At 71.1% G+C, this 20173-nt stretch carries 15 protein-coding genes; 7 read left to right on the forward strand and 8 right to left on the reverse strand.

Annotation, left to right across the window (positions count from 1 at the left end):
- Nucleotide 1: 1 nt before the first annotated feature.
- Nucleotides 2-1135: an alkaline phosphatase family protein gene (locus FHX33_RS07230; protein WP_021755210.1), complete on the reverse strand. Its 1134-nt coding sequence runs from the start codon at nt 1133-1135 to the stop codon at nt 2-4.
- A gap of 57 nt (nt 1136-1192) precedes the next feature.
- Between FHX33_RS07230 and FHX33_RS07235 the strand changes: the two genes are divergently transcribed.
- On the forward strand, nt 1193-3685 hold the full coding sequence (locus tag FHX33_RS07235; protein WP_183428301.1) for a DNA gyrase/topoisomerase IV subunit A: 2493 nt from the start codon (nt 1193-1195) through the stop codon (nt 3683-3685).
- Between the two features lie 130 nt (nt 3686-3815).
- Here the strand turns inward: FHX33_RS07235 and FHX33_RS07240 are convergent, their stop codons facing one another.
- On the reverse strand, nt 3816-5900 hold the full coding sequence (locus FHX33_RS07240) for a DNA gyrase/topoisomerase IV subunit B (RefSeq protein ID WP_039923440.1): 2085 nt from the start codon (nt 5898-5900) through the stop codon (nt 3816-3818).
- A gap of 212 nt (nt 5901-6112) precedes the next feature.
- Here FHX33_RS07240 and FHX33_RS07245 point away from each other — a divergent pair, with 212 nt between their 5' ends.
- Genes FHX33_RS07245 through alr form a run of 3 tightly spaced genes read left to right on the forward strand, consistent with a single transcriptional unit; the run spans nt 6113 to nt 8169 of the window.
- Nucleotides 6113-6349, forward strand: coding sequence for a DUF7455 domain-containing protein (locus FHX33_RS07245; protein WP_021764610.1), 237 nt, complete (start codon nt 6113-6115; stop codon nt 6347-6349).
- 33 nt (nt 6350-6382) lie between these two features.
- Nucleotides 6383-7096: an alanine racemase gene (locus FHX33_RS07250; protein ID WP_021764611.1), complete on the forward strand. Its 714-nt coding sequence runs from the start codon at nt 6383-6385 to the stop codon at nt 7094-7096.
- Nucleotides 7093-8169 (forward strand): alanine racemase, encoded by a 1077-nt coding sequence (alr, locus tag FHX33_RS07255; protein WP_021764612.1) that lies wholly within the window; start codon nt 7093-7095, stop codon nt 8167-8169. The genes FHX33_RS07250 and alr overlap by 4 nt, the downstream gene beginning before the upstream one ends.
- 9 nt (nt 8170-8178) lie before the next feature.
- On the opposite strand, the gene FHX33_RS07260 is transcribed toward alr, so the two are convergent.
- From FHX33_RS07260 to FHX33_RS07280, 5 genes are all read right to left on the reverse strand, one after another.
- Nucleotides 8179-8895 (reverse strand): type 1 glutamine amidotransferase, encoded by a 717-nt coding sequence (locus FHX33_RS07260; protein ID WP_021764613.1) that lies wholly within the window; start codon nt 8893-8895, stop codon nt 8179-8181.
- On the reverse strand, nt 8892-10166 hold the full coding sequence (locus FHX33_RS07265; protein WP_183428302.1) for a MurT ligase domain-containing protein: 1275 nt from the start codon (nt 10164-10166) through the stop codon (nt 8892-8894). The genes FHX33_RS07260 and FHX33_RS07265 overlap by 4 nt, the downstream gene beginning before the upstream one ends.
- A gap of 4 nt (nt 10167-10170) precedes the next feature.
- Nucleotides 10171-11475 carry an RNA polymerase sigma factor gene (locus FHX33_RS07270; RefSeq protein ID WP_021764697.1) on the reverse strand — a complete coding sequence of 435 codons (1305 nt, stop codon included), beginning with the start codon at nt 11473-11475 and terminating at the stop codon, nt 10171-10173.
- A 242-nt stretch (nt 11476-11717) separates the two neighbouring features.
- A complete protein-coding gene (locus tag FHX33_RS22100; RefSeq protein ID WP_021764698.1) occupies nt 11718-13058 on the reverse strand; it encodes an MFS transporter in 1341 nt (446 codons plus the stop codon).
- 67 nt (nt 13059-13125) lie between these two features.
- Complete coding sequence (locus FHX33_RS07280; protein WP_021764699.1) at nt 13126-14049, reverse strand: proteasome assembly chaperone family protein; 924 nt, start codon at nt 14047-14049, stop codon at nt 13126-13128.
- 104 nt (nt 14050-14153) lie between these two features.
- Between FHX33_RS07280 and FHX33_RS07285 the strand changes: the two genes are divergently transcribed.
- The 3 genes from FHX33_RS07285 to sucB all read left to right on the forward strand — a co-directional run bounded on the left by FHX33_RS07285 (nt 14154) and on the right by sucB (nt 18703).
- Entirely contained in the window at nt 14154-15641 is a 1488-nt protein-coding gene (locus FHX33_RS07285) for a leucyl aminopeptidase (RefSeq protein ID WP_183428303.1), read from the forward strand.
- 103 nt (nt 15642-15744) lie between these two features.
- The gene (lpdA, locus tag FHX33_RS07290; RefSeq protein WP_039923140.1) at nt 15745-17118 is read left to right on the forward strand and encodes a dihydrolipoyl dehydrogenase; all 1374 of its coding nucleotides are present in this window, start codon (nt 15745-15747) and stop codon (nt 17116-17118) included.
- 67 nt (nt 17119-17185) lie between these two features.
- Nucleotides 17186-18703 (forward strand): 2-oxoglutarate dehydrogenase, E2 component, dihydrolipoamide succinyltransferase, encoded by a 1518-nt coding sequence (gene sucB, locus FHX33_RS07295; RefSeq protein ID WP_183428304.1) that lies wholly within the window; start codon nt 17186-17188, stop codon nt 18701-18703.
- Between the two features lie 6 nt (nt 18704-18709).
- Here sucB and FHX33_RS07300 read toward each other — a convergent pair whose 3' ends face one another.
- Nucleotides 18710-20056: a hypothetical protein gene (locus tag FHX33_RS07300; RefSeq protein WP_155829117.1), complete on the reverse strand. Its 1347-nt coding sequence runs from the start codon at nt 20054-20056 to the stop codon at nt 18710-18712.
- Nucleotides 20057-20173 lie beyond the last annotated feature (117 nt).

The raw sequence follows: 20173 nt of genomic DNA on the forward strand, positions 1-20173 counted from the left end.
GCTAGGCCGCCGCTCCGAACCGCAGCAGCGGGACCCTGGTCTCCTCCGCGGTGAGCGAACCGTGCTGGCCCACCATGTTGCGGCCTCCGCGGGACAGGTCCCGCGAGTCGTAGTACGCGATGCGCTTGCGCGTCGCGACCAGGACATCGCCGATCCTCGGCGACACCGCCGCGTCCATCGTCGCGCCGAACCAGCCCGCCTCGACGGCCTCGGCCCGCGTCGCGATCCAGGAGCGCTCGCCCTCGACGCCGCGCCAGCGCTCGGCCACCGCGTCGGGATCGGCACCCGCCTCCGTGTAGAGGTGCAGGAAGCGCGGCTCTCCGCCGATGGCGTCCACCCCCTCCAGGAGCTCCGGGGCGGTGTCGAACAGCACGTGGCCGCTCTCGGGGACGTCGATCACACCGTGGTCGGCGGTGAGCAGGGCGGCGCGGCCCGGCCCGAGCCGGCGGGCGAAGCCGGCGACGAGGGCGTCGAGCGTCTCCAGCGCGGCCGTCCACTCGGGTGACTCCCAGCCCTTGGCGTGGGCGAGCTGGTCGAGCTCCGCGACGTAAAGGTAGGTGATGCCGGGACCGGCACCCGCGACGACGGACTCGGCGATCTCGAACCGGTCGGCCATCGTCCGCCCGCCGAGGAACTCCGCTCCCCGGAGCGCCGCGGCCGTGAAGCCCGAGTCGGCGTACTTCGGCAGTCCGACGGCGTGGGAGGCGATCCCGAGCCCGGTGGCCCGTTCGAAGACCGTCTGCGAACGCTGCCAGCTCGCCGGGTCCATCCGGTCGTCCCAGCCGCTGAGCTGGTTGGTCAGGCGGCCGGCGTCGTCGCGCACCCGGTAGCCGACCATGCCGTGCTCCCCCGGCTGCGTCCCGGTCGTCAGAGTGGTCAGCGCGGACGCGGTCGTGGTCGGGAAGCCCGCGTCGATCGTCGTGGTCTTCCCCAGCAGCGGAGCGAGCGTGCGCGCGTGCCCGGATCGGGCCTTGAGGGAGGCGGCGCCGAGACCGTCGACGACGATCACCACCACGTGCTCCAGCGCCGGCAGTCCCAGGTCGTTCGCCTCGCCCTGCACCGCGGCGAGCGAACTCGGCAGAACCGCGGCAAGGCTCGTCCTCGTCGTGAACGCGGCCGGTAGCATGGGGGACATCCGGCCCAGTCTGGCACACGCAGGCGGAGCCCCACCGCCCTTCCCGAGAATGCACGAATGACACCAGCAGACGACCAGACCCCGGCCGGCATCACCGAACGCATCGAAGACGTCGACGTCACGACGGAGATGCAGGGCTCGTTCCTCGAGTACGCCTATTCGGTCATCTACTCCCGCGCCCTCCCGGACGCCCGCGACGGCCTTAAGCCGGTCCAGCGCCGCATCCTGTACATGATGACCGAGATGGGTCTGCGACCAGACCGCGGTCACGTGAAGTCGGCGCGCGTCACCGGCGAGGTGATGGGAAAGCTCCACCCGCACGGCGACAGCGCGATCTACGACGCGCTCGTGCGCATGGCCCAGGACTTCACCCTCCGCGTCCCCCTCGTCGACGGACACGGCAACTTCGGCTCGCTCGACGACGGCCCAGCGGCCGCGCGGTACACCGAGGCGCGCCTGACGGCGGCGGCGCTCGCCCTCGCGGAGGACCTCGACGAGGACGTCGTCGACTTCGTCCCCAACTACGACGCCCAGCTCATGCAGCCGGACGTGCTGCCCGCTGCCTTCCCGAACCTGCTCGTCAACGGTGCGAGCGGCATCGCGGTGGGCATGGCGACCAACATGGCCCCGCACAACCTCATCGAGGTCGTCGGCGCCGCACGGCACCTGCTCGAGAATCCCGACGCCACGCTCGACGACCTGATGGCCTACGTGCCCGGCCCCGACCTCCCGTGCGGAGGCACGATCGCCGGTCTGGCCGGCGTGCGGGACGCGTATGCGACCGGACGCGGCAGCTTCCGGATGCGCGCCAAGGTCGCCGTCGAGGCGATCACCGCACGCAAGAGCGGCCTCGTCGTCACCGAGCTGCCGTACATGGTCGGACCCGAGAAGGTCATCGAGAAGATCAAGGACGGCGTCGGCGCCAAGAAGCTCAACGGCATCTCCGACGTCACCGACCTGAGCGACCGGCAGAACGGCCTGCGCCTCGTCATCGGCATCAAGACCGGGTTCAGCCCGGACGCCGTGCTCGAGCAGCTCTACCGGCACACGCCGCTCGAGGAGGGCTTCTCGATCAACAACGTCGCCCTGGTCGAGGGCGGCCCGCAGACCCTCGGCCTGCGCGAACTGCTCTCGGTCTACCTCGACCACCGCGTGCGCGTCGTCACCCGCCGGTCCGAGTTCCGCCTGGCCCGCCGCAAGGAGCGCCTGCACCTCGTCGAGGGCCTCCTCATCGCGATCCTCGACATCGACGAGGTCATCCAGGTCATCCGCTCGTCCGACGACACCGAGCAGGCCCGCACGCGCCTCATGCAGGTGTTCGACCTCAGCACGCTGCAGGCCGACTACATCCTCGAGTTGCGTCTGCGCCGCCTCACCCGGTTCTCCCGCATCGAGCTCGAGACCGAGCGTGACCAGCTCCGCGCCGAGATCGCCGAGCTGGAGGCGCTCCTCGCGAGCCGTCAGCGCATCAACGAGCTCGTGTCGGACGAGCTGGAGCAGGTCGCCGCGAAGTTCGGCACCCCGCGCCGCACCCTGCTGACGGAGGCCAAGCCCTCCATCGCCGGCACCTCCGGGCGTGGAAAGGCCGCCCAGGTGCAGCTCGAGGTCGCCGACGTGCCGTGCCGCGTCTTCCTCTCGACCACGGGCCGCATCCTGCGCGTGGACGAGCCCGCCCCGGTGGAGGGCGTCGAGCCGGGCGCCCTCGACCGCATCCAGCCGCCGGCCCGGCGCAGCAAGCACGACGCGATCCTCTCGCAGCTCGACACGACGAGCCGCGCCGAGATCGGCGCCGTCACGAACACCGGCCGGCTCATCCGCTTCTCCCCCGTCGACCTGCCCGCGGCGCCGCTCAACTCCATCCAGCTGGGCGCCGGCGTCAAGGTGGGCGACTATCTCGCCCTCGCCGACAAGAAGGAGCGCATCCTCGCCATCCTCTCGCTCGACGACGCCCGCACCATCGCGCTCGGCACCCGTCAGGGCGTCGTGAAGCGCGTGGTCGCCGGCGACTGGGCCAACAAGCCGGAGTTCGAGATCATCGCGCTCAAGCCCGGCGACGAGGTCGTCGGGGCCGTGCAGGTCGAGGACACGGACGAGTTCGTGTTCATCGCCAGCGATGCCCAGCTGCTCCGCTTCCCCGCCTCCGCCGTGCGCCCCCAGGGCCGTTCGGCCGGCGGCATGGCGGGCATCAACCTCGGGGACGGCGCACGCGTGCTCTCCTTCGGCGCGGTCCCGGCCGACGAGAAGGAGTCCGCGGTCGTCGTCACGATCGCGACCGGCGGGCAGACCCTGCCCGGCACCGACCCCGGCAGCGGCAAGGTCAGCGACCTGGCGGAGTTCCCCGCCAAGGGCCGCGCCACCGGCGGCGTGCGCGCCCAGCGCTTCCTCAAGGGCGAGGGCGAGCTCTCGCTCGCCTGGGTCGGCCGTGGGCCGGCGCTCGCGGTCGGCACGGACGGCGCCGCGCGCACCCTGCCCGAGGGCGGCGCACGCCGCGACGCCTCCGGCACCCCCCTCGACATGGTCGTGGGCTCGGTCGGCCGCCAGATCGGCTGACCCGCTCCCGCGCCCCTCGCCGCCCGCCCCTCGCGAGAGGTGACTCGTTGCGGGTCCGGCGCGCCGAGCACCCGCAACGAGTCACGTCTCGCGAGCCGGACGCGGGCCGGAGGCGAGCGAGCTGGGGAGGCTACGCGTCGATGCGCGCCCGGCTGAGGTCGTCGGCGCCCGCGATGATGAACTCCTTGCGCGGGGCGACGTCGTTGCCCATGAGCAACTCGAACACGCGCGAGGCGGCCTCGGCGTCGGGGACCCGCACACGCCGCAGGGTGCGGTGCGCGCGGTCCATCGTCGTGGTCGCCAGCTGGTCCGCATCCATCTCGCCGAGACCCTTGTAGCGCTGGATGGGCTCCTGGTGCTTCTTGCCGCGCTTCGCCAGATCGGCGAGGACGGCGTTCAGCTCGGCCTCCGAGTACGTGTAGATCGTCTCGTTCGGCTTGGAACCCGGGTTCTGCACGATGACGCGGTGCAGCGGCGGGACGGCCGCGAACACGCGCCCCTCCTCGATCATCGGCCGCATGTAGCGGAAGAACAGGGTGAGGAGGAGTGTGCGGATGTGCGCACCGTCCACGTCGGCGTCGCTCATGATGATGACCTTGCCGTAGCGCGCCGTCACGAGGTCGAAGCTGCGCCCGGAACCGGCGCCGATCACCTGGATGATCGCGGCGCACTCGGCGTTGGAGAGCATGTCCGACACGGAGGCCTTCTGCACGTTCAGGATCTTGCCGCGGATGGGCAGGAGGGCCTGGTACTCGCTGTCGCGGGCGCGCCGGGCCGTGCCGAGCGCCGAGTCGCCCTCGACGATGAACAGCTCGCTGTTGGCGACGTCGCTCGAACGGCAGTCGACCAGCTTCGCCGGCAGGGACGAGGTCTCGAGTGCGTTCTTGCGGCGCTGCGTCTCCTTGTGGGCGCGGGCGGAGATGCGGGACTTCATCTCGGCGACGACCTTGTCGAGCACGAGCGCGGCCTGGGCCTTGTCGTCGCGCTTCGACGAGGTGAACCGCTCGGTCAGCGTCTTCTGGATGACCTGGGCGACGATGTTGCGGACGGCGGGGGTGCCGAGCACCTCCTTCGTCTGGCCCTCGAACTGCGGCTCGGGCAGGCGCACCGTCAGCACGGCCGTCAGTCCGGCGAGCACGTCGTCCTTGTCGAGCTTGTCGTTGCCGACCTTGAGACGCCGGGCGTTCTGCTCGACCTGGGCGCGGAGGAACTTCAGCAGTCCCTGATCGAACCCGGTCTGGTGGCTGCCGCCCTTGGGCGTGGCGATGATGTTGACGAAGCTGCGCATCACGGTGTCGTAGCCGGTCCCCCACCGCAGCGCGATGTCGACCTCGCAGGTGCGGGTCAGCTCGGTCGGGATCATCGCCCCGGTGTCGGAGAGCACGGGGACGGTCTCGGTGAACGTGCCCTCGCCCTGGAGGCGCCAGGTGTCGGTGATCGGCGCGTCGGGGGCGAGGAACTCGACGAACTCCGAGATGCCGCCCTCGTATTGGAAGGTGGTGCGCTCGCCCTCGGGCGTGCGCTTGTCGTCGATGGTGATCGCGAGACCCGGGACCAGGAAGGCGGTCTGGCGAGCCCGGCCGACGAGGTCCTCGACGGAGAATGCTGCACCCTTGGTGAAGATCTGGCGGTCGGCCCAGTAACGCACGCGCGTGCCGGTCTTGGCCTTGGCGACCTTGCCGGCCACCCTCAGTTCGCTGCCGCTGACGAACGGCGAGAAGGCGGCGTCCGGGCTCGGACCGCCCGCGCCGTCGGCGAACACGCCGGGCTCTCCGCGGTGGAACGACATGGCCCACGTCTTGCCGTCGCGATCGACCTCGACATCGAGCCGCTCCGAGAGGGCGTTCACGACCGAGGCGCCGACGCCGTGCAGACCGCCGGACGCCGCGTACGAGCCGCTCCCGAACTTGCCGCCGGCGTGCAGCTTGGTGAACACGACCTCCACGCCCGTGAGACCGGTCTTGGGCTCCACGTCGACCGGGACCCCGCGCGCCGTGTCACGCACCTCGACGCTGCCGTCGGGATGCAGGATGACGTCGATCGCCGTGCCGTGCCCGGCCAGCGCCTCGTCGACGGAGTTGTCGATGATCTCCCAGAGGCAGTGCATGAGGCCGCGCGAGTCCGTCGAGCCGATGTACATCCCGGGACGCTTGCGGACGGCCTCGAGCCCCTCCAGCACCGACAGATGCCTGGCCGAATAGTCTGAGCTCGCCACGAGTGCTCCTTGCGTTCCGAGTGCGCCCGGAGGATGCGGGCGTCGTGCTCCTTCCAGCGTAGACAACACCGGGGACACCCTCCGCCACCGACACCCAGCGCCCGCGAGGCTACGCGTTGAGCGAAATAGCAGGCAATGCGCGATGGATTACCCGCCGGGCGTGGTTCTATAGAGGTACCGAGTTCACCGGTTGCGACTGAAAGGAGCATCACATGTCGACGATCACTTCGGAGAACGATGCGGTTGACGAGCTCGCTTCGGGGCCGCAGCTGACTGCTGCCGATCGGTGCGACAGCTGCGGAGCGCAGGCCTACATCCGCGTCGTCGTGAACAACGGCGAGCTGCTGTTCTGTGCGCACCACGGCAAGAAGCACCAGGAGAAGCTCTCGGAGATCGCCCACAGCTGGCACGACGAGACTGCTCGCCTGTTCGAAGAGCAGCGCGCGTAACGCGGCCGCGTCGACCGCGAGGCTGACCGGACGATGACAGCAGGGCACGGCGTGCGCAGGCGCGCCACGATCGACCTCGCCGTCGTCCGCTCCACCGCAGCGGCGCTCAGCGCGTCCCTCCCCGACTCCACCGCCGATCTCCGCGCGGACGCGTACGGCCACGGGCTCATCCCCGTGGCACGTGCGCTGTCCGCCGCGGGGGTCGGCGGTTTCGTCGTCTCCCGCATCGAAGACGCCGCCGCCCTGGCGGACGACGGCATCGGCTCCCGCGTCACGGTCGGCGGCCCGGGACCCGGCTCGGGTGCACTGCTCGGACCGGAGCTCTTCGGCCTCGACCCGGCCGCGGCGACCCCGCCCGCGATGCGCCTCACCGGCGAGATCATCGCCGTCAAGCGGGTGGAGGCCGACCGCGGTGTCTCCTACGGGTACACCTACCGCACGACGAACCCGACCACGCTCGTGCTGGTCGCGCTCGGCTACGCCGACGGCATCCTCCGGGTCGCCTCGAACAAGGCGCCCGTCCAGGTCGGCGCGACGCGAGGCCGGGTGACCGGCCGGATCGCGATGGATCAGTTCGTCGTCGACATCGGCGAGGGCGACGCCTCCCCCGGCGACCCCGTCGTCCTGTTCGGCGACCCCGCACGCGACGAGCCGACCGTGCTCGACTGGGCGGACGCCATCGGCGTCGCCGCCCCCGTCATCACCAGCCGGCTCGGCCGGCGCATCGAGAGGGTGCACAGCGCATGACGATCGTCGACGCCATCGCCGAGCCGCTGCCCCGCGCCGTCATCGACCTCGCCGCCCTCCGGCGCAACGTCGCCCACCTCGCCGCGATCGCCGCACCGGCCGAGGTGATGCTCGCCGTCAAGGCCGACGCCTACGGCCACGGCCTCCTCCCCATCGCCGAGGCGGGGCTCGAAGCGGGCGCCACCTCCCTCGCCGTGCTCGAGGTCCCTGCCGGGCTCGTGCTGCGACGCGCCGGCGTGACGGCGCCGCTGCTCGCCTGGCTGCACGGCCAGGACACCGATTGGCGCGCTGCCATCGAGAACGACGTCCAGCTCGGGATCTCCGCCCGCTGGCAGCTCGACGCGATCGCCGCAGCGGGCGCCGACCGCCCCGCCGTGGTGCATCTCAAGGTCGACACCGGACTCAGCCGCAACGGCGCGACGCGGGCCGACTGGCCCGGTCTCGTGGACTCGGCGCTGGCCCTGCAGGAACGCGGCATCGTCCGCGTCCGCGCCGCCTGGTCGCACCTCGCCGACGCCTCCCTCGAAGAGGACAGGCGCGCCCTCGCCGAGTTCCACGAGGCGGTCGCCGAGGCCCAGGCCCGTGGCGCCCGCTTCGAGATCCTGCACCTGGCCGCGAGCTCGGCGGGCATCCGCATGCCGGAGGCCCGCTTCGACCTCGTCCGCTTCGGCATCGCCGCGTACGGCTTCTCCCCCTTCGACGACGCCACCGGCGCCGAGCTCGGGCTGATCCCGACGATGCGACTGGAGGCTCCCGTCACCGAGGTGCACGTCGACGGCACCACCCGCGTCCGAATCGGCATCGGCTACGGAGACGGCGTTCCGACCCTGGGGATCGCGAAGGCGTCCGTACAGCTGGCCGGCCGTCGCTGCCCGGTCGTCGCCGTCGAGGTCGATTCGATGCTCGTCGATGCCGGTGACGCGAGAGTGCGCGCGGGTGATCCGGCGATCCTGTTCGGCCCGGGCACCGACGGCGAGGCGACGGCCGAGACCTGGGCGGACTGGGCGGAGACCATCGCCGACGAGATGATCACCGGCGTGGCCGCACGGGTCCCGCGCGTCTACGTCGGCTAGCGGGGCTCGCTAGAGCGAGACACCGAGCCGATCCGCGATCGCACGACGCGCGTTCGTCGCGTAGCGGTCGACCCGCTCGGTCTGCGACACCGGCGGCAGCTCGGCGCGCAGCGCGGTCGCGAGCAGCCGGTCGGCCAGCACCGGGTTCATCGGCAGCACCGGACCGTGCAGGTGGGTGCCGATCGACGCACCGATGGTCACGCCCTCGGATGCGCCGTCGTTGCCCGTCCCGCTGAGGACGCGGCCCAGCGGCTCGCCACCCTCCAGCTCGGTGCGGGCGGAGTGGTTCTCGAACCCGGCCAGGCTGCCGAGCTCCGTGCTGCGCACGACGATCTCGCCCACGTGACGGGCAGTCCCCAGTACGGCGCGGCTCGGGAACACCTGAGCGCCGCCGAGCGTCTCCCCCTCGGGCGTCACCAGTTCGCGGCCGAGCAGCTGCCAGCCTCCCGCGATCGCGAGGATCGGGACGCCGGCGTCGCGCCAGTCCCGCAGGCGGCCGGCGATCTGCAGCACGTCGGCGTGCACGGCACGCTGGGCGGAGAGAGGACCGGAGCCGATGTGAACGATGTCGGCACTCGCCGGCAGCTCGCCGCCGGGTGCGTGGTGGACGACCTCGGCCTCGATACCGCGCCAGCGGGCGCGCTCGACGAGGGCGAGCACGTTACCGGCGTCGCCGTTGATGCCCAGCTCGCGCGGGTACAGGTGGAGGATGCGCAGCACGCTCATCGCTCGCCGCCTTCCAGGTCGAGGAACCCGAGCTGTTTGCGGATCAGCATCATCTGCTCGTAGTTGACGATCATGGTCTTGGTGCCGTGCGACGGCTTCGGCAGGGCGAGGAAGGCGGCGAGAGCCGGCTTGAGCTCCGGGACGACCTGGTCGACCGGGATGCCCGCGTACGCGAAGCGGGTCGCGAACTGCCACGCCTTCGTGCCGGACACGATGTGCACCTGCTCGAGCTTCGACAGGTCGATGTCGTAGACCCACGACGGGTCGGGCGTCCCCTCGTCGACGGCGACGAAGACCTGCTCGGGCGACGCGGCCAGATAGTCGAGGTTGAGCTGCAGGCTCGGCGGGTTCTTCATCATGATGATCTCGATGTCCTCGTCGCCGACCCGCAGCGTCTCGCCGCGGCCGTAGACGGTGCGGAGGGAGGCCATGGCCGCGACCACCGCAGTCGACCGGAACCGGTCGCCGAGGAGGCGCCGCGCCATCGCCGTCGCGCCCGCGGCGTCGACGGCGTAGTGCAGGCCGCGCGCGGGCAGACCGATGCGCACGTGCTCGCCGCCGATCGTGAGCTGGGCGCTCTGCAGCTCCAGCGCGGAGACGAAGACAGAGGGGACCGGGAGGGCGCCGGCGGCGACGCCGGTCAGGTCCTCCACGTTGGCCAGCCCGTTCGGTGCCGACTCGATGAGGGAGGGAGCAACCGCGAAGGTCGACACGTCGCGTCCTGCAGCCGCGAGATCGGCGCCGACCCGGGCCAGGCTGTCGTCGTCCGCGTTGACCACCACGAACTCCGAGGAGGTCTCCGCGATGGACCGCAGCATCCCGACCACGCGCGTGGGCTCGAAGAAGCGGTTGAGCTGGTCGATCTGCACGTTGAGCAGCAGGGAACCCCGCGGCTTCAGCAGGGTGGCGAGGTCGACGCCGTAGGCCTCGTCGACCTCGATCACGCCGACGTCGCCGCGCACGTACCCGTCGAGCGGGACGTCGGCGAGCAGCGCCGAGGCGATCCCCTGCGGCAGATTGCCGCCGGACGGGTTGGTGAAGACCTCGAGACCGTGCTCGCGCAGGATCGCGGTGAGCATGTTCGTGGTGGTCGACTTGCCGTTCGAGCCGGAGACGAACACCACGCCGAGCGGCAACCGGCTGACGGCGCGCTCGAGGAACGCCGGAGCGATCGCGAGCGCGACCCGGCCGGGCACCGCCGACCCCCCGCCCCGCAGGCGCAGCAGCCAGCGGGCGAGGCGGCCGGCGACGACCGCCAATCGATACCGCACCGGTTTACTCGAGGTAGTCGCGCAGCGACTGCGAGCGGGACGGGTGGCGCAGCTTCGCCATCGTCTTCGACTCGATCTGGCGGATGCGCTCGCGCGTCACGCCGAAGGTGTCACCGATCTGGTCGAGCGTCTTCGGCATGCCGTCGCCCAGGCCGAAGCGCATGCGGATCACGCCCGCCTCGCGCTCGGAGAGGGAGTCGAGCAGGCTCTCCAGCTGCTTCTGCAGCATGGTGAAGCCCACCGCGTCGGCCGGGACGACCGCCTCGGTGTCCTCGATCAGGTCGCCGAACTCGCTGTCGCCGTCCTCGCCGAGCGGGGTGTGCAGCGAGATGGGCTCGCGCCCGTACTTCTGGACCTCGATGACCTTCTCCGGGGTCATGTCGAGTTCCTTCGACAGCTCCTCGGGGGTGGGCTCGCGGCCCAGGTCCTGCAGCATCTGGCGCTGCACGCGGGCCAGCTTGTTGATGACCTCGACCATGTGCACCGGGATGCGGATGGTGCGGGCCTGGTCCGCCATGGCGCGGGTGATGGCCTGACGGATCCACCAGGTCGCGTACGTGGAGAACTTGAAGCCCTTGGTGTAGTCGAACTTCTCGACCGCGCGGATGAGGCCCAGGTTGCCCTCCTGGATCAGGTCCAGGAACTGCATGCCGCGGCCGGTGTAGCGCTTGGCCAGGCTGACCACGAGGCGCAGGTTGGCGCCGAGCAGGTGGCTCTTGGCGCGCTGGCCGTCGCGGGCGACCCAGCGGAGCTCGCGCTCGAGCTCCTTCGGCATGTTCGGGGTGTTCGCGAGCTTGTCCTCGGCGAAGAGTCCCGCCTCGATGCGCATCGCGAGCTCGACCTCCTCCGCCGCGTTCAGCAGGGGGACCTTGCCGATCTGCTTCAGGTAGTCCTTGACCGGGTCGGCCGTCGCGCCGGTGATGGTGGTGGAGTAGACGGGGATGTCGTCGTCCTCGTCGACCGCGCGGAGCACGAGCGCGTCGGTCGGCAGCGGAGCGGCCGCGACAGCCGCGGCTGCGACGTCGGCCGGCTTCTGGACGGTCTCGTCCGCGTCGTCCGTCTCCTCGGCGTCGGCGGGCTCGTCCGCGTCCTCCTCGACCTCGGCGTCCTCGTCGACCTCTTCGTCGTCGTCCGCCGCGCGACCCTTGGGCTTGGTCGCCGTCTTCTTCGCCGCCGGCTTCTTGGCCGCGGTCTTCTTCGCCGTCGTCGTCTTCTTCGCGGTCGTGGTGGTGGCCGCGCCCTCGGCGCCCGCCACCGTCTCCTCGACCGTGTCGGCCTCGGGGGCCTTCGTTGCTGCACGGGTTGCCATGTGAACACCTTTCAATACCAAGCGGAGGCCGGATTCCTCGCGGTTCCGCCGTGGCTCAGGGTTGCGTGCGGACATTACTAAGACCCATGTCAAGTCCTGGGGGGAACGTCGGGCATCGTCGAATGCTCCGACCCAACAGGATATGAACGGGTCCAGTGATCAATTATTGCACGATTCACGCGTTCTCCCGACCACGTCGACCGCCGCGCACGGAGGGGATCCTCTGCTCCTGAGCCTCTGCGTCAGAACGGCTGCTGGCCGCTCCGCCTCCGCCATGCGTCTGACAGTGCAACCCAGATCGGGGCCACTTCTATTCCCTCGTCCTCCTGCAGGCGGCGGCGGGTGCGCCTGCGCGCCCGCACCAGGAAGACCACACCGGTCCCGATGATCAGGTACTGGATGGCGAACGCCCAGCGGAACGAGTCGAGCGCATAGAGATCGGCGGTGGCGCCCGCCGGGACGCGGGCGCCGTTCTGGAGGTCGAGGGCGACGCCGATGAGGAACATCATCACGAAGCTCGCCAGGAATCCCCCGACATTGACGATGCCGTTCGCCGAGCCGAGGCTGTGCAGCGGGTTGGAAGTCCGCGCGAAGTCGAAGCCGATCAGCGAGCCGGGGCCACCGATGCCGATGGCGATCAGGAGCACCACGAGGAGCCAGACCGGAGGGACTCCCGGCCAGAGGAGGACGACGGCCCACACCACGCCCATCATCGCCACGATGCCGAGCACCAGGTTGCTGCGCCGCAGCGGGTGCCGCGCGGTGAGCAGTCCGAGGATGGGGCCCGCGATCAGGCCGGCGACCACCGCGACGATCAGCAGCGCGGACGCCTCGGCCGGATCGATCCCGAGGGCGAACGCCATGAACGGCAGCCCCCACATCAGGCTGAACACCGTTCCGGAGGACTGGGTGACGAAGTGCGACCAGAATCCGAGCTGCGTGCCCGGCCGCGCGAGGCTGATCCGCAGCTGCCGCAGCGAGTCCCCCCAGGTCGCCGGGCGCGGGCCCTCGGAGGAGCCCACCGGACGGTCCGTGATGGCGACGACGATCGCGATCAAGGCGATGACGGAGAGGGAGGCCGCGGAGAGGAAGGCGGTCGTCCATCCCGCCAGGTGCAGGACGAGGGCGAACGGGACCGCGGAGAGCACCTGTCCGAGCTGCCCGATGTTGCCGATCCACTGGGAGAGCTGCGGCACGATGCGGCCGCGGAACCACGAGTTCACGAGCCGCATCACCGAGGTGAAGACGGTGGCGTCGCCGGCGCCGACGAGGATGCGGCCCAGGATGGCGATCGAGATGGTCGGCGCGAAGGCGACGGCGACCTGACCTGCGACCATCAGCGCGGTGCCGATGATCATGAGCCAGCGGGAGCCGATCCGGTCGATCAGCACGCCGACGGGGATCTGCATCGCGGCGTACACGATCAGCTGGACGACGGCCAGCGTCGAGAGCACCGACGCCGACACGTGGAAGCGGTCGGTCGCCGCGACTCCTGCGACGCCGATCGTGGTGCGCTGCGTCACCGCCACGAGATAGGCGAAGGCGCCGATCCCGAAGACGAACCAGGAGCGCCGCGAGTTCACCCCACGAGTCTAGGCCGGATGCGCGGGAGGGATCGGATACGCCCGAGGTGCCGGGAGCCCGGCCGGCTCAGCGGTCGCCGTTCTCCTCGTCGCCGTGGCGGCGGAAGGCGAGGAAGTTCTCCAGCTCGGCGGCGATCTCGTCGGCCGAGGGCAGCTCGCCGTCGCGGTCCGTGAGGGGCGACCGCGGCTGGTTGTCCTCCATGTACGTGTCGTGCCGCTCCTCGAGCGTGCCGACGAGCTTCGCGAGCTCGGCGTTGCCGGCGACCTGCTCATCGATGTTGGCGATGAAGTCGCGGTCCTCCTGGCGCAGACGGTCGCTCGGGAAGATGAGTCCGGTCGCCGCGCTGATCGAGTCCAGCCCCGCGATCGCGGCGGCCGGATACTCCGTGTCGGCGAGGTAGTGCGGGATCAGGAGGACGAATCCCGCGGTCGGGTGGTTCAGATGCTGCAGGCGGTACTCCAGCAGGTGCAGCGCGTTGCCGGGGACCTGGGTCTGCGGCTTCCACACCGACATCGTCTCGATCAGCTCGGACCGGTTGCCGCTGACGGTCACGCCGATCGGCCGCGTGTGCGGCACCGGCATCGGGATGGCGTGCACCCAGGTGACGCTCCGCACGCGGTACTGCTCGATCAGGCCGAGCACCGCCTCGGTGAAGGCCTCCCAGCGGAAGTCGGGCTCGAAGCCCGAGAGGAGGAGGAACGGCTGGCGCAGCTCGTCGTACGCGAGGTACAGCTTCAGCGTCGCGGGCTGGTAGTCGGCCAGGTGGTCCTGGTCGAAGTAGATGATCGGGCGGCGCGCCCGATAGTCGAGCAGGATGTCGGCGTCGAAGGTCGCGACGACCTCGCTGTCGAGCGTGCCGAGCAGATAGGTCCCGAGCTGGCTGACGCCGGCGCCCGCGTCGGCGAATCCGGTCAGCCCGGCGACCAGCGGGAGGCCCTCGGGGACCTCGACGGCCGGGTTGAGCTCGAACAGATCGGCGGGGTGTCGCATGCATCAACTCTAGGCCGACCCCGCGCGCCCGGGCCGTGCGGACGGCGGCCTCGCAGCACGCCCACAGCGAACAGGCGGACGCGGAGGCGGGTTAGGGTCGGATCATGACGGTTCCCGCTCTCACGCTCGCCTCCGAATCCTCCTCCCTCACCTCCTCCGACGTCCTCGTGGTCGGTGCCCGCGTCTCGCGCGACGAGATCGCGGTGCTGTCCGGACCGGGCCGGGACGCCCTCGCGGCGCAGCTCGCCGCCGTCGGCTTCGGCGGCGGCCGCGATGAGCTGGTCCGCCTCCCCGGCACCGACGGCGGCCCGTCGCTCGCCGTCATCGGGCTGGGCGACGACCTCGACGGGGACGCCCTCCGCTACGCCGCCGGCAGCGCGATCCGCCAGCTGGCCGGAACCCCCCGCGTGACCGTCGAGCTGCCCGCCGAGAGCGACAGCCTGCTCGGCGCCGTGATCGAGGGGGCCGCGCTGGGCTCCTACTCCTACACCGAGTACCGCGAGAAGAGCACGGCGAAGAGCCCGGTGTCCGCGATCACCGTGATCGGCGAGCCGTCCGAGGCTGCCGGTGACGACCTCCTGGCTCGCGCCGCCGCCGTCGCCGGTGCCGCCTCGCTGGTCAAGGACCTCGTCAACATGCCGCCGCTCGACCTCTACCCGGAGACGTTCGCGGAGCGTGCGCAGGAGGCCGCGGCCGGCCTGCCCGTCGACATCACCGTCTGGGACGAGGCGGCACTCGCCGAAGGCGGCTTCGGCGGCATCCTCGGCGTCGGGCAGGGCTCGACCCGCCCGCCGCGTCTGGTGAAGGTCGACTACGCGCCGGCGGGCGCGAGCCCCCACCTCGCCCTGGTGGGCAAGGGCATCACCTTCGATTCGGGCGGCCTCTCGCTCAAGCCGGCCTCCGGCATGGTGGGGATGAAGTACGACATGACGGGCGCGGCGACCGTGCTCGCCGTCGCGATCGCCGCGGCGCAGCTCGCCCTTCCCGTGCGGGTCACGGCGTGGCTCTGCCTCGCGGAGAACATGCCGTCCGGCTCGGCGATCCGCCCCAACGACGTGCTGCGCATCCGCGACGGCCGCACGGTCGAGGTGCTGAACACCGACGCCGAGGGTCGCCTGGTGCTGGCCGACGGCCTCGCCGCCGCGAGCGAGGAGCACCCCGACGCGATCGTCGACGTCGCCACCCTCACGGGTGCGGCCATGGTCGCGCTCGGCACGCGCTACGCCGCCGTGATGGGCTCCGACGACCTCGTCGACGAGGTGCTCGCAGCCTCCCGCGCCAGTGGTGAGCTGCTGTGGCCGATGCCGCTGTCGGGCGAGCTGCGCGCCACCATCAACTCCGACGTCGCCGACATCGCGAACGCCAACCCCGGCCAGACCGCGGGCGGGATGCTGCTCGCCGGCGTCTTCCTGCAGGAGTTCGTCGGACGCACCGGCGACGGCGACGACGCGCCGCGCATCCCGTGGGCGCACCTCGACATCGCCGGACCCGCCAAGGGACCCGCGTCGCCGTACGGCTTCACCGGCAAGGGAGCGTCCGCCGTCAGCGTACGGGCGCTCGTCCGTTTGGCCGAGGACTTTTCGCGGAAGTAGTAGGGTCGTATGGGCGAGAAGATCTCGCCCGTCAACGCCTGCCCGGAGTCACCCCTCGGGGCAGGATCGTGTCACGAATCCTGATGCGCGAGGGAGTAACTGGGTGTCTGAGCAGAACTTTGACATTGTGGTGCTCGGCGGTGGGAGTGGAGGCTACGCAGCAGCGCTGCGTGCGGCCGAGCTCGGTTTCACCGTGGGCATGATCGAGAAGGACAAGGTCGGCGGCACCTGCCTGCACCGCGGCTGCATCCCGACCAAGGCGCTGCTGCACGCGGCCGAGGTCGCGGACTACTCCCGTGAGTCGGTGAAGTACGGCATCATCACGGAGCTGCAGGGCATCGACATCAACGGTGTCACGGAGTACCGCCAGGGCATCATCGCCAAGAAGTACAAGGGCCTCCAGGGCCTGGTGAAGGCCCGCGGCATCACCGTCATCGAGGGCGAGGGACGCCTCACCTCCCCGACGACCGTCCAGGTCGGCGAGGACACCATCGTCGGCAAGCACGTCGTGCTCGCCACCGGCTCGTACTCGCGCAGCCTCCCCGGTCTGGAGATCGGCGGGCGCGTCATCACGAGCGAGCAGGCGCTCGAGCTCGACTTCGTCCCGAAGAAGGTCGCCGTGCTCGGCGGCGGCGTCATCGGCGTCGAGTTCGCCAGCGTCTGGAAGTCGTTCGGCGCCGAGGTCACGATCATCGAGGCCCTCCCCCACCTCGTCCCCAACGAGGACGAGTCCATCAGCAAGTCGCTGGAGCGCGCGTTCCGCCGCCGCGGCATCGACTACCGCCTGGGCGTCCGCTTCTCCGGCGTGACCCAGAACGAGAGCGGCGTCGTCGTCTCCCTCGAGAACGGCGACACCGTCGAGGCCGAGCTGCTGCTCGTGGCCGTCGGACGCGGCCCGCAGACCGCGAACCTCGGCTACGACGAGGTTGGCGTCACGATGGACCGCGGCTTCGTCATCACCGACGAGCGCCTGCAGACCAACATCCCGGGCGTCTACGCCGTCGGCGACATCGTCCCCGGTCTGCAGCTCGCGCACCGCGGCTTCCAGCAGGGCATCTTCGTCGCGGAGGAGATCGCGGGCCTGAACCCGATCGTCGTCCCCGACGTCAACATCCCCAAGGTCACCTACTGCGACCCCGAGGTCGCCTCGGTCGGCCTCAGCGAGGCCAAGGCGGTCGAGCAGTACGGCGCGGACCAGGTCAGCAGCTACGACTACAGCCTGGCCGGCAACGGCAAGAGCGAGATCATCGGCACCAGCGGAACCGTCAAGGTCGTCCGTGTGAACGACGGCCCCGTCGTCGGCGTGCACATGATCGGCGCTCGCGTGGGCGAGCTCATCGGCGAGGCCCAGCTCGCCGTGAACTGGGAGGCGTACCCGGAGGACATCGCTCCGTTCATCCACGCGCACCCCACGCAGAACGAGTCGCTCGGCGAGGCCTTCCTGTACCTCGCGGGCAAGCCGCTGCACACCCTCTAAGTCCGTGCTGCCGCCGATGCGGCTGCAATAAGCTACTGAACGATCAGGTTTTGAAGGAGAGAAGCTCATGAGCGAATCCGTCAGCCTCCCGGCACTCGGCGAGAGTGTCACGGAAGGCACGGTCACCCGCTGGCTGAAGAATGTTGGCGACCGTGTCGAGGTGGACGAGCCCCTGCTCGAAGTCTCGACCGACAAGGTCGACACCGAGATCCCGTCGCCGGTCGCCGGCGTCATCGAGGCGATCCTGGTGCAGGAGGACGAGACCGTCGAGGTGGGAACCGCGCTCGTGACCATCGGGGACGGCTCCGGCGCGGGCTCCGAGGCTCCGGCCGCACCGGCCGAGGCCGAGGCTCCCGCCGCTGAGGAGCCCGCCGCTCCGGCTGAGGCTGCTGCCGCTCCGGCTCCGGCCGCTGAGGCACCTGCCGCCGCTCCGGCTCCGGCTGCCGAGGCGCCTGCCGCTGCTCCGGCTCCGGCCGCTGAGGCGCCCGCTGCCGCTCCGGCTCCGGCCGCTGCACCCGCACCGGCCGCCGAGGCACCCGCTGCCGCTCCGGCTCCGGCCGCTGCACCCGCGCCGGCCGCTGAGGCACCGGCCGCCGCTCCGGCTCCCGCCGCTGCTGCTCCGGCACCCGCCGCTGCTCCGGCACCCGCCGCCGAGGCCCCGTCCACCGGCGGCGCGCACGCCGGCAACGCCGGCTACGTCACGCCGATCGTCCGCAAGCTCGCGAACGAGCAGGGCGTCGACCTGGCGAGCGTCACCGGAACCGGTGTGGGCGGTCGCATCCGCAAGGAGGACATCCTCGCGGCAGCGCAGCCCGCAGCCGGCGGCTCCACGTCCGCTCCGGCCGCGGCTCCGGCCGTCGAGGTCTCGCCGCTGCGCGGCACGACCCAGGCGATGTCGCGTCTGCGCAAGGTCGTCGCCGAGCGCGCCGTCGTGTCGATGCAGTCGACCGCTCAGCTCACCTCCGTGGTCGAGGTCGACGTCACCAAGGTCGCCGCGCTGCGCGACAAGGTGAAGGCCGACTTCCTCGCCAAGAACGGTGTGAAGCTCTCCTTCCTGCCGTTCTTCGCCCTCGCGGCCTCCGAGGCGCTGAAGACCTACCCGGTCATCAACGCCACGGTCGACGGCGACAACATCGTGTACCCGGACCACGAGAACCTCTCGATCGCCGTGGACACCGAGCGCGGTCTGCTCACCCCCGTCATCCGCGACGCCTCCTCGCTCGACCTCTCCGGTCTCGCGAAGGAGATCGCCGACCTGGCCGAGCGCACCCGCGACAACCGTCTGAAGCCCGACGAGCTCGCCGGCGGCACGTTCACGCTGACCAACACCGGTTCGCGCGGCGCGCTGTTCGACACCCCGGTCGTGTTCCTCCCGCAGGTCGCCATCCTCGGCACCGGCATCGTGACCAAGAAGCCGGTCGTCATCACGGCGGACGGCACCGAGTCGATCGCCATCCGTTCGACGGTCTACCTGGCCCTCTCGTACGACCACCGCATCGTGGACGGCGCCGACGCGGCGCGCTTCCTGGTGGCCGTGAAGAACCGCCTCGAGGCCGCCGACTTCGAGGGCAGCCTCGGGATCTGATCCACCTCACGAGTACACCGCTCGTATCCGCCAACCGGCCTCGCCCCTCACCAGCAGGAGCGAGGCCGGTTCGCTGTCCGGGGTCCCCTCCGGACCGGGCTCGACGCGCACTAGCACCGCCTCTCCCCAACGCTGAGCGACCTCGGCACGGACCCGCTGGCCCGACGAGCCGCCGTGAGCGGCCAGCCACTCCAGGGCCGCCTCCACCGGTTCGTCCGCACGAAGCGCGCACTCCGCGTCCGGTTCCTCCTGCGGAGCATCGCCGGTCAGGTCGAACACATCCGCCGCAGCACACTCTCCATCCTCGGCCGCCGGCACGGTCGAGGCCGGAACAGACGCCGGTGCGGACGACACCGTCGACGGAGCGGTCGGCTGCGCAGCGGGAGCCGGATCCACGTCCGCGCTCGGCGGCAGTGCGACGAACGCCACCGTCGCTGCGACGAGCGGGACCGCCGCCACGAGCACGAGCTTCGGACGGCGCCGGATCAGACCCACCACGGCCGCGCGAGCCTCCCGCAACGGTCGGCCATCGAGCAGCACGTCCCACGAGCGACGCACCCCCGGCACCCGTCGTGGCCGGCGCGCACCCGACATACTCCGACCGGAGGGAGGCCTGTCGATCCGCTCGCTGATCGGCCTGTCGACGGCACGCAGGCGAACCGCGACGGGTGGCGCCACGTCGAGAAGTGCCCGTCGAAGGGCCGTCGCCCCTCCCCCGAGCGCACCGTCGACACGCGCGCACAGGACGGCGGCGTCCGCGCCGGGAAGTGAGCGCGCCACCTCGCGCACGAGCTGGCGGAACGCCTCGGTGTCCTGCCGCGCCCGTTCGGCGCTCAGCGGCCCGAGCCCGGGGAAGCCGGTGACGACAGGGCAGCCGTCGGCGCGGAAGCGGATGCGATCGGCACGCGGCTCCACGCCGCCGAACCCGGCATGGTGCGCCTGGTGCAGCACATCCAGCACGGCGAGGAGAACGGTGACGGCCTCCCCGAGGCCGAGTGCCCGTCCTTCCAGCAGAACCCGCAGGCTCCCGCCGGGTAGATGCTCCCCGATCCGCGCGCAGACCGGACGGCGCCGCCGGCCACGTGCAGAGCCGACCGGGGCCGGCACGTCGCGCACCGCGTCCAGATGCTCCGACACGATCGCGAGCCGAGCCTCCGTGTCGGGGAAGCCCTCCCCGACACGCACGCAGAGCACAGCCGGACGAGGCAAGTCGGCTCCCTCCACCACCACGCGATGGACGCCGGGCGGCGACCGCAGCGTCCCCCGCACCCGGAGGCCCAGCGCGTTCACGATCGCCGCGCACTGCCTGCCGAGGTCCGCGTCGTGCGGGCGTTCCTGACGATGATCTCCCATGGAGACCATCCCAGCGCCCCACACCATCCATCGGGCTGGAGGCGGGCGATCGGTGGAACACCGGCGTCCGGACACCGGGTGTGGAGAACACGGCGCGCCTCGACAGCAATTACTGGA

Source organism: Leifsonia aquatica (assembly GCF_014190775.1).
Taxonomy (GTDB): Bacteria; Actinomycetota; Actinomycetes; order Actinomycetales; family Microbacteriaceae; genus Leifsonia; species Leifsonia aquatica.